At 67.2% G+C, this 10,336-nt stretch carries 8 protein-coding genes, 1 tRNA gene and 1 pseudogene; 2 read left to right on the plus strand and 8 right to left on the minus strand.

The window, feature by feature from the left end; translation table 11 throughout:
* The 6 genes and pseudogenes from A5782_RS05140 to A5782_RS05165 form a co-directional block, all read right to left on the minus strand.
* The coding region (locus tag A5782_RS05140; protein WP_231986596.1) for a hypothetical protein at positions 1-1,142 on the minus strand (1,142 nt) is incomplete at its 3' end.
* Positions 1,143-1,319: 177 nt separating this feature from the next.
* Positions 1,320-2,447 carry a hypothetical protein gene (locus A5782_RS05145; protein ID WP_067096098.1) on the minus strand — a complete coding sequence of 376 codons (1,128 nt, stop codon included), beginning with the start codon at positions 2,445-2,447 and terminating at the stop codon, positions 1,320-1,322.
* Positions 2,448-2,624: 177 nt separating this feature from the next.
* Positions 2,625-4,064, minus strand: coding sequence for a hypothetical protein (locus A5782_RS05150; protein ID WP_067096101.1), 1,440 nt, complete (start codon positions 4,062-4,064; stop codon positions 2,625-2,627).
* Positions 4,065-4,310: 246 nt separating this feature from the next.
* Positions 4,311-6,306, minus strand: a pseudogene (locus A5782_RS27190) (hypothetical protein).
* 72 nt (positions 6,307-6,378) lie between these two features.
* The gene (dcd, locus tag A5782_RS05160) at positions 6,379-6,951 is read right to left on the minus strand and encodes a dCTP deaminase (RefSeq protein WP_067096103.1); all 573 of its coding nucleotides are present in this window, start codon (positions 6,949-6,951) and stop codon (positions 6,379-6,381) included.
* A gap of 30 nt (positions 6,952-6,981) precedes the next feature.
* Positions 6,982-7,617, minus strand: coding sequence for a hypothetical protein (locus tag A5782_RS05165; protein WP_197694114.1), 636 nt, complete (start codon positions 7,615-7,617; stop codon positions 6,982-6,984).
* A 170-nt stretch (positions 7,618-7,787) separates the two neighbouring features.
* On the opposite strand from A5782_RS05165, the gene A5782_RS05170 reads away from it, so the two are divergent.
* Positions 7,788-7,861 (plus strand) — tRNA-Gly (locus A5782_RS05170).
* 109 nt (positions 7,862-7,970) lie between these two features.
* The gene (locus A5782_RS05175; protein WP_156623808.1) at positions 7,971-8,546 is read left to right on the plus strand and encodes a hypothetical protein; all 576 of its coding nucleotides are present in this window, start codon (positions 7,971-7,973) and stop codon (positions 8,544-8,546) included.
* Between the two features lie 406 nt (positions 8,547-8,952).
* On the opposite strand, the gene A5782_RS05180 is transcribed toward A5782_RS05175, so the two are convergent.
* Entirely contained in the window at positions 8,953-9,801 is an 849-nt protein-coding gene (locus A5782_RS05180) for a class I SAM-dependent methyltransferase (protein WP_067096112.1), read from the minus strand.
* 227 nt (positions 9,802-10,028) lie between these two features.
* Positions 10,029-10,336 (minus strand): NAD(P)/FAD-dependent oxidoreductase (locus A5782_RS26430; protein WP_197694115.1); only part of this gene is annotated, 308 nt, incomplete at its 5' end.

The raw sequence follows: 10,336 nt of genomic DNA on the forward strand, positions 1-10,336 counted from the left end.
GGTGCCTCGGGAGCGGGGGCCGGAGCGGGCGCCGCCGGCGCGGGTGCCTCGGGAGCGGGGGCCGGAGCGGGCGCCGCCGGCGCGGGTGCCTGCACAGGAGCCGGAGCCGCAGGGGCCGGAGCGGGCCGAGTAGGCGCAACCACGACGTTCTGGTTCGGGCTCGGCCGCACGTTGGCCGTCGGCCGGATGGCGATGGCCAATGACACGACCAGTGCCACCACGCCGATCACGAAGATGCCCGCCACCGCGCTTCCCACCCGTCTGAACGAGCTGCGCTGGTGGTAGTCCGCGTCGACCAGCGCCGTGGCGGCGGTCTGCGAACCGGTGAAGAACTCGTCCGGGTCGTCGGGGACGGCGCTGTATGCGAGTCCGTCCTCGCCGGCCGCATCCGGGGTTGCGAAGTAGCCCGGCGCCACGGCCAACGGGTTGAGCGCGCCGGTGCCGGGATCCTGCGCGTAAGCCAGGGCCGCGGTGGACGACGAGAACAACGGCGCATGCGCCGACGCCAGCGCCGCGCCGCGGGCCAGGGCCGTCTCCGGTTCTTCGGGCGCCGTCAGCGGCAGGGTGGTCGCCGCCTCCAGGGCGGGCTTGATCATCGGGATGTCGATCCCAGAACCGACGACGAACACGGCGTCCGGACGCGTCTGCAAGTTCTCTGCGTTGGACACCATCGCGGCCAGCTGGGCGACGGCAGCCTCGTCGTCGGCGGGCAAGGCCTGGCGCTGCACATCGGCGATGGATCCGTCGGCGCTGTCGACAACCGCCAGCGTCGCCGTGTCGGGCTCGATGTAGAGCAGCGCCGTCTGCGCGTAGTTGGTCTGGTGGCCCACCGCCTGGGCCAGCGCGGCCGCGGCCAGGAAGGCCGAGACGAGCATCACATTTTCGACCTTGTGGGCGGCCAGCTTGTCGCGCAGCGCGGCGGCCTCGAGCGGGTCGGTGAACGTCACCCCGGTCGACGCCAGTTGATAGCCGCCCTCTGCCGCGCCCTGACGTGTCCCCAAGATGGCCGAAACTACCTGGTCCGAGGCGGTTACCGTTGCTGCATCAGCAGCGTCGGCGACGTCGAAATTATCTTCATCGACGGTCGCGCCGTCGCCGTTTTCCCCCTCGACCAGCACCATCCGGACTGCCGTCGGCGCCATCGACACACCAAGTACGGTGTCCAAAGCTCCTCCAATAGTCGGTTGCTAGCCAGTCACGATGAGGGCGGGCTCGTCGCACGATGTGGTGGCACGAGAGATCGCTGAGTCCCCACCGTTATTCCCCTAGTTACCCGATTTTACGCTCGTTCGGCTTTCCGGTGGTGGCCCGGGACCGGCCTAGGGAGAGGGAATACCCGTGCCCAGGTGGCGGTGCAGCCAGTCATCCCAGTCGTGATGGTCGCCGGAGTGGGGCGAGGGTTGCGGTGTCGGTGCGGGCGCTTGCGGCGGTGCCGGTGCTTGCGGGGGTGCCGCCGGCGGCGGAGGTGGGGCTGGCGGACCGGCCTCGGGATTCCGCGGGGCGACGACGTTCGGGCCGACGTCGGGTCGCTGGTCCGCGTGCGGGCGGATACCGAAGGCCAGTGCCAGCGCCAACGCCACGATGCCGCCGATGAAGACCGCCGTCACGGCCGCGATGGCCAACGACGACTTGCGGCTGCGTCGCTGGTGCGACGGGGCGCCGCTGAGCCGGTGGGCGTCGGATGCCGGACCCTCTTCGGCGCTGTAGGCGAGCTCGGCTGCGGCGGCCGATGCGGTCGAGGCGGCCGGCATCGCGACCGTTCGCGGCGCTCCCAGCGTCGCGTTCGCCGCGGCCAGTGAGGCTCCCCGCGCCAGGGCCATCTCCGGTTCCTCGGGCGTCGTCACCGACAGGGCAGTCGCCGCCTCGAGCGTCGGCTTGATCGACGGGATGTCCACCTCCGAGCCGACCAGAAACACCCCGTCGGGTCGCGCGCTCATCGACTCGGCGCCCGAGACCATTGCCGTCAGCTCCGCCAGCGCGGCGTCGTCGCTGCCGGGCAGCGGCTGCCGGCGCACGTCGGTGACCGTCCCGTCGGAGGTGTCGACGACCGCCAGGGTCGCGCTGGCCGGCTCGACGAGCAGCAACGCCGTGCGGGTCCAGTTGGTGGCGCTGCCCATGGCCTGAGCCAGCGCCGCGGCGGCCATGACCGCCGACACCACCATCACGTTCTCAATCTCGCGTGCCGCCAACGCGTCTCGCAGCGCCGCCGCCTTGACGGGGTCAGTCCAGCTCACTCCGCTGGATTTGAGCCGGTACCCGCCCTGGGCCGCGCTGTCCCGGGTTCCGAGAATGGCCGCGACGACGTGATTTGCTGCGGCGATTGGGGTTTCATGGCCGGCCACATCAAAACCGTCCTGATCGACCGTCACCCCGCCGGCGGCTTCACCTTCGACGAGCACCATGCGGACTGCCTCAGGTGCCATAGACACGCCAAGTACGACGTCCACCGCTCCTCCACATCGTCCGAAATGGGCTGCTGCGCCATGCCGGGCAGCTGCGTTGCCACCGCGTTCGGGCCTCGCGATTTTGCGAGTTAGCCGGACTCACAGAGAATCTGGGCGCGGCACCCCCTAGTCAGCCACCCTAGCGCGCCAGGTCAGACACGCCCGTGACCCGCGAAGGCGCTACCTGTGGCCGAAACCATGACCACCACCGAAACCATGACCACCGAACCCATGGCCACCGCCGAAGCCGTGGCCACCGAAGCCATGACCGCCGCCGAAACCGTGGCCGCCACCAAAGCCATGACCACCGCCGAAGGGGCCGTGCCCGCCGCCGAAGGGACCGCGGCCCCCGAAGGGCCCGTGGCCACCACCCAGGCCGGGCACAGGCAGTCGGGGTGGCGGAACGAACACCGGCGGTGGCAGCACCGGAATGGGCGCAGCGGCGGGAGGCGGGGGCGCGATGGGGCGCGGCGCGGCCAACGGCCGTGGCGGCGCGATCTTCGGCTGCGCCTGCACCGGTGGTCCGGGGTTGGGCGGGGCGGGCGTGGGAGCTGGGGCGACGATGTTTTGGTTGGGGCTGGGCCGTAAGGCGACGGTCGGGCGAATGCTGATCGCCAGCGCGATTTCCAGCGCCACCACAGCGGCGATGAAGATCACCGCCAGCGAGCTGCTGACCAGCAAGAAGGACTTGCGCCGACGGGCGCGTTCGTCGAGGGCGATGACGGTTTTGGCATCGGCGTCATCGTCCGCGACGGCGCTGTAGGCGACGTTGGTCTTGCCCTTGTCGGCGTCGGCGGCGAGGGCCGCGATGTGGCTGCGGTATTCGGGCTGATAGCCGGGCAGTAGGCCTGGATACTGTCCGGCGAGGACGAGCGGGTCGACCTCTCCGGTGCCCGGATCCAGCGCATAAGCGAGCGCGGCCGTCGATGACGCGAACAGCGGTGCATTCGCCGCCGCCAGCGCGGCACCGCGCGCCAGCGCCATCTCCGGCTCGTCGGGCACGGACAACTCGAGCGACGTCGCGGCCTCCAGCACCGGCTTGATCAGCGGGATGTCGACGCCGGAACCGACGAGAACCAGGCCCTCCGGGTGCGTTTCGAGCGCCTCGGCGCCGGAGGCCATGTCGACGATTTCGGCCACCGCTTGCTCCTCGTCCTCCGCGAGGGGCCTGCGGCGCACCTCCGAGACCGAACCGTCAGCGGTGTTGACCACGGCCAGGGTGGCGCTGTAGGGCTCGACGAAGAGCATTGCGGTGCGCGCGTAGTTGGTGGCGTCGCCGACAGCCTGCGTCAGCGCGGCCGCCGCCATGAAGGCCGAGACCAGCATGACGTTTTCGACCTTGTGCGAAATCAGGGCATCGCGCAGCATCGCCGCTTCGACGTGGTCGGTCCAGGTCACACCCGTCGACAGCAGCTGGTAGCCGCCGTCGGCGGCGCCTTCTCGGGTGCCGAGAATGGCAGAGATCACTTCGTTGGGGGCGGTGCCGGGCCGGGCGGTGCGTTGGGTGTCGACGTCGAAGTCATCCTCGTCGACGGTGACCCCGTCGGCGCCTTCGCCTTCGACCAGGACCATGCGCACCTTTGTCGGCGTCATCGAGACGCCAAGCACGATGCCCACCATCGCTTACGCTCCCCCTGTCCGATTGCTGTGTCGCTCAACGCCCCCATGGGCAACACCACTGTTTAGCGATTACCAGCAATTTCCTGCCGCAGCAGGGCGTGGGTCGCATGCCCGCACAGGTTGCTGGGCTGATGAAATTCTGGCGGGTGAGGCGGCATTTTTTGGCCAGCCTCAATACCCCGACCCTACGCGTGTGATCTCGGGAGAGGTAAGCACAGGTTGCTGTGGGTTGGTTGGCAACCCGGACTAGTGGTGTCCGCCGCCTCCACCGCCGCCGCCACCGCTGTGGCCGCCACCAAACCCGCCGCACCTGTCCATTCCGCAACCGGTGCAGCCCCAACCGCCGGTGCACCTCCCCCAACCGCCCTCGCCCCCGCAGGTCAGCGTCCCGCAGTCACCGCCGCACCACAATCCTCCCGGCGAGGGCACCCCGCCCAAGCCGAGCGGTCCCGGTAACTACGGCGGCGGCCACTCTCCGACGCCGGGTGAGACCGGCCCGGGCGGCCCGGGAAGTGCGGGAGGCGGCCACGTTCCCACTCCAGGTTCCGGTAGTCCGGGTGGCCACGTTCCCACGCCGGGTTCGGGTAGTCCGGGCGGTTTGGGTGGCGGGCACGTTCCCATTCCAGGTTCGGGTGGTCCGGGTGGCCACGTTCCCACGCCGGGTTCCGGGAGTCCGGGCGGCCTCGGCGGCGGGCACGTTCCCACGCCTCCCGCGGGTGGTCCGGGCGGTTTGGGTGGCGGCCACATTCCCACGCCTCCCGCGGGTGGTCCCGGCGGCGGTGGTGGCCTTGGTGGCTTTGGCGGTGGGCACGCGCCGGCCCCTAGCGGCGGTGGTGGTCTCGGTGGTTTCGGTGGGGGTCACGCGCCGGCGCCTAGCGGCGGTGGTGGTTTCGGCGGTTTCGGCGGTGGTCACGAACATCGGGGGGCTCTCGACCGGGTTGGGAATCGGGATGCGGACCGGCACCGGGACCGGAACCGGGGGAACCACAACGGGAACCGGAACAATCGGGGCCGCGGGGAGCGGAGGGGCCGCCGGCGGCGCAACCCCGGGCAGCGGCGCGGCGACCGGCGGATTCAGCGGCTTGGGTGCCGCGACCGGGGCGGGCAGGCTGATCTTCGACAGCGGTTCGGACGCCTGCACCGGCGCCGGGGCAGGCGCCTCGGCGGGGACGATGAGGTGCTGACCCGGGGTGGGCTGCAAGGCAACGGTTCCCGTCGTGCGGATGCCGATCGCCAAGGCGATCTCGAGCGCCAGCACCGCGCTGATGCCGACCACCGCCAGCCCGCTGCCGACCAGCAACGCGGGTCGGCGCCGTGGCTGAGTTTCTTCGGGAAGGAAGAGCTTCTCGATGACGACGGTCGGTGAATCGGCATCCTCGTCCCCGACCGCGCCGTAGGCGAGCTCGTCGTCGCCGGACTCCGGCCGGAACGGAACATAGAGGTATTCGGGAAGGGAGTACTGGTCGACCGCGCCGGTGCCGGGATCTTGGGCATAGGCCAGCGCGGCGGTCGACGAGGCAAACAGCGGCGCATTCGCCGACGCGAGTGCCGCCCCGCGGGCCAGCGCCGTCTCCGGCTCCTCGGCCACACTCACGTCGAGGAATGTCGTCGCCTGCAGCACCGGTTTCAACGGCGCGACGTCAATGCCCGAGCCGACCAGGAACAGCCCGCCCGGCAAGAGCTCCAGCTTCTCCATCCCGGCGACCATCGCGCTGAGTTGCTCGGCGGCATCGCCGTAGGACTGGGCGTGGATCTGTTGTTTGTAGACGTCCGGGATGGATCCGTCGGAGGTCTCGACGACCGCCAGCGTCGCGGTGTCGGGCTCCACCAGCAGCACGGCGGTGCGCTCGTAACCCATTGCCCCGCCGACATTTTGCGCCAGTGCGGCTGCGGCCAAAAAGGCCGAGACCAGCATCACGTTGTCGATGCGGTGAGCGGTCAGCGCGTCGCGCAGCGCCACGGCTTCGAGTTGATCCGTCCACGTCACTCCGATGGACGACAGCTCAAGGCCGGCATCGACCGCGCCCTCACGGGTGCCCAAGATGGCCGAGATCACTTGGTCGGGCCCGGTCGCGGTGGCCGGATCGTCGACGTCGGCGACGTCGAACGCGTCCTCTTCTACCGTGGCGCCGTCGGCGTATTCGCCTTCCAGGACGACCATTTGGATCGATGACGGTGCCATCGACACCCCGAGCACGATATCCAATACAAACCCCTCCAAAGGTATTGCACGATGAGCCATGGCTCAGGCGGAGGAAAAAACCACGGCTAACTAAGTATCGCGCAGACGGGGTGCGGGAGAGCCCCTCAGAAGCTATGTAGTCCTTATGAAGTTCTGATAGGAGCGCGACGGGGTGGGACCCCGCTGGCCCTGATACTTCGAACCTGCTTGCGTGCTGCCGTAAGGGTGTTCGGCGGGACTGGTCAACCGCAGAATGCACAGCTGACCGATTTTCATGCCGGGCCACAGCGTGATCGGCAGGTTGGCGACGTTGGACAGCTCCAGCGTGATGTGACCGCTGAACCCGGGGTCGATGAACCCGGCGGTCGAGTGCGTCAACAGGCCGAGGCGACCCAGCGACGACTTGCCCTCCAGCCGTCCGGCGAGGTCGTCGGGCAAGGTGATGAGTTCCAGCGTCGAGCCGAGCACGAACTCCCCGGGATGCAGGACGAACGGCTCCCCGGCGACGGGTTCGACCAAGGTGGTGAGCTCGTCCTGTTGCTTTGCCGGATCGATGTGGGTGTAGCGGGTGTTGTTGAACACCCGGAACATGCAGTCAAGCCGCACGTCGATGCTGGACGGCTGCACCAAGCTGTCTTCGAGCGGGTCGATGCCCAACCGCCCGGCGCTGATTTCGGCCCTGAGGTCGCGATCGGAGAGCAGCACGCGACGAGCCTAGCTGGCTCGCCTACATGGTCAGCGGAGGTAGACCTCGCTGCCGTTCGGATATCCGCCCCCGAACGTCGTGACGTGCACGTGGTCGTAGTGGCCCAGCCGGCTGGTCTGCGCTCCGCCGGGCGTGTAGTAGACGCCCCGCCAGATCGCATCCTGGATGCCGAAACGGTTGGCGTTCTGCAGCACGTACGCGACGATCGCATTCCCCAGCGCGATGCCCTCGGCCGACTCCGGGTTGGGAATCATCACGTCGAGCGCCAAGCCGAGGGGGTGCCACGGCAACGGATCCGGGCGCACTCCGCCCATCTCGTGGATCTGGGGGAAGTCCGCGCTGATGCTGCGCGCGGTCAGGATCGTCCGGATTTGCAGGCCTTGTTCCGGGGCGACATCGGCGGTCAGGAAACGGGACCGAGTGTGATACCGCGACGCCGCAACGGGTTGGCCGTCAGCGAATCCCTTGCTGAGACGATTCGATGCCGCGGTGACGATTTCCACGCAACAGGGAGCGGGCTCACTGATAACGGCTTTGGCCTCGATGCGGGGAGCGAATGGATGGACGTCGGCGGAAACCGCGAAGAACACGGCCGCGGGCGCGAGCACTGCAGCCAGGGCCACTGACGGTTTGCGCCGCTTCCTGGCTAATTCGTGTCGCCCCACGCCGAGCACATTACGGTGCGATAACGGATTAATAAACGTAGGTATGTGAATTTGTGAAACGAATAACTCTAGTTGGGTGCTGGCGTCGCTCTGAGGCGCTACGCCCCACGTCGGCGAGCTGTCCTGACCTCAACGTCTGCCGCCGGGTGCTAGCCTTCCTTGGCGACTGTGCCGATGTAGTTCAATGGCAGAACATCAGCTTCCCAAGCTGAATACGCGGGTTCGATTCCCGTCATCGGCTCCATGCCTAACAGGGCATTCAGCCCTGAGTTCTCGCCCGGCAGTTGACCCGGTACCCCGTCCGTACCCCGAAACGCGCGGTTGTGTCGTACCAGCACGCAACACTGAAACCGGTGCCGAGCACTCATAGCAGCAACGAACCCGTCGAGTCGAACCAAGCGATGCTGATCTCTGGTGACCCGACCGGCAATGTGGCGAGGGTCTTCCGGAGCGTCAAGGACCTCACCAAAGAGGAATATGACCGATACTCCGGGGCCTACGTGACGCTAGAAGACATCCTTGTCACGAACATGTTCGCCTACTTCTTGACCTCGGCGAAGGCATTCATCACTAACTGGGATACCGAGTGCAAGGCGTTCGCGAAGTCGCCGTTACCGCTGAACGGCGATCCCGACCTCGTCATCACTTTAGGCTTCCGCCTTCGTGGCGCCGTGCTGTCGGTCTGCTCGGCCCTCTGCTATCACCAAGAGCGGACTCTAGAGGAGGCTGCTCACAAGTTCACCAAGGACAGCGAGGAGTATCGAGCGGTCAAAGCGATCTTCAGCGAGTTGTACGACGACTACTTCGGATACCGCTACCTCGCCAGGCTGCGGAACGTCTTGATCCACGACACGATGATGGCGATCAGTCTGGAGGTCGAAGCCCACGCCAGTCGGGGAAACCCGATGTCGAGATGCAAGGAAGATTGATATCTGTGCATTCCTTGTCAAAACAAGGACGCGGACTAACTAAAGTTAGCAGCTTGTCGACGAAGCTCGGGTACAAGCAAGGTCGTCGATGAGTATCGGGTCCTGGTCGTGCTCGCGTCGGTTTACCGCGCCGAATTGGTCCGGATGACGGTGAACCCAGTGTTCTGGTGATGCACACTTGACTTTCCCGAGATCGATCTAGTGGGGTGAAGACCGGTCGCCGCCGCATCCGCTGAATGGCGAACGACGGCCCACATCCGTCGCGCGTAGCGTGCACCGCTCGCGAACGACGTGCCGGCGGAGATTCGGCCAAGTCCCGAGCCGTGGAGTTGCTGAAAACTTCGATGGGCCGCTACCCGATGCGGAAATAGCTGTGCGGAAAAGTGATTCAGCCTGACGTTGGCGGTTATCCGGACGCTTGGGCGTGGACCATCCAGCACGCGGCGGTGAACCGAGCCTCGGTTCCGTGCACAAACGGATCAAAGGCGGGACGGACCGCGTCGATAACTTGGGCGCGGGTCCGCTCGTCCTTGCCTTGAAGTGCTAGACCGACAGGACCCAGCTGTCTGATGAAACCGATCAACTCCGGCTCGGGCAGGGTGCACTCGACGTCGATCGGCTGGAGGTCGACGTCGGCCCAGCCCCCCGCGTCGAGGATCGCGGCGACCCGTTGCGGGTCGGCGAAGGAGAACTGTCCCGGGCCGTCTGCCGCGGGGGCGGCAAGGTTCGGCAGCAGCGGGGCCGCCTCACGCAGGCCGGCCGTCATGAACGGATTCTCCGCGGCGCTGCGCCAGGCGATGACGTGAAGCGCGCCGTCGTCGGTCGTGGCGCGCCGCAGGTTCGCGAAGGCCTGGACCGGGTCATTGAAGAACATGACACCGAATCGCGAGATGATCGTGTCGACGCTTGCGCGCTCAAACGGATGTGTCTGCACGTCGGCGAGGATGAAACTCGCTGGTATGCCCTCCCGTTCGGCCCGGGTGCGGGCGGCGGCGATCATCGGCTCGGACACGTCGGCGCCGACGCACCTGCCCTCGGCGCCGAGCCTGCGCGCGACGGCGAGTGTGGTGCCACCGGTACCGCAGCCGACGTCGAGCACCCGTCGCCCCGATCCGGCAACCACGCCGTCGACGAGCAGGTCTTCCAATCCCTTCATCATCTGGTCCAGCAGGTCCTGCGCGTCGACCCAGGCGCATCCAGTTGTTGCGTTCCAGTGATTGGTCTGTTCGTCGTCGGTCGGTTGTGTGATGTCCATCGGTCGATTACTTGAGGAATTGTTTGTAGGGTGCATTGGCCAGAGTCCTTTGATTCCAAGGAAATTGGTGCCACATATATGTGCGGCCGTCAGAACCAGCTGTCGCCCATCGGCCGTCGTTCACCAAAACTCGACTTAGCTGGCTGTGCGGCTTTCGAGCCCGTCATCGCCGCCAACGCTCTGGGACTGCGGTTCATGATTCAGCTCGCCGTTGACGGTGGTCCCGTTCATTCCGGTGTCGGTAGGCCGGCGTCCTCGGCCAACAAGCTCTGCACGATCGATGTGGCCGCGAGCGAACCTGTCGCGATCGCCGAGGCTACCTGCGGCATTTGTGCACTGGCGTCGTCCCCGGCCGCGAAGACTCCAGGAACTGTTGTCCGGCAGAGCGCATCGATTGCGATGGGACTCGCCGTCGCTGGCGTCGGCTCGCCGAATCCGACACCGAGCTGTTCAACCAACTGCGACCGCTGATGCAGTGTCGTCGCGACGAGCAGACCGCTGCGTGCCAGCCGGGTTCCGTCGGTGAACACGATGG

The organism is Mycobacterium sp. 852002-40037_SCH5390672, from assembly GCF_001665875.1.
Classification (GTDB): Bacteria; Actinomycetota; Actinomycetes; order Mycobacteriales; family Mycobacteriaceae; genus Mycobacterium.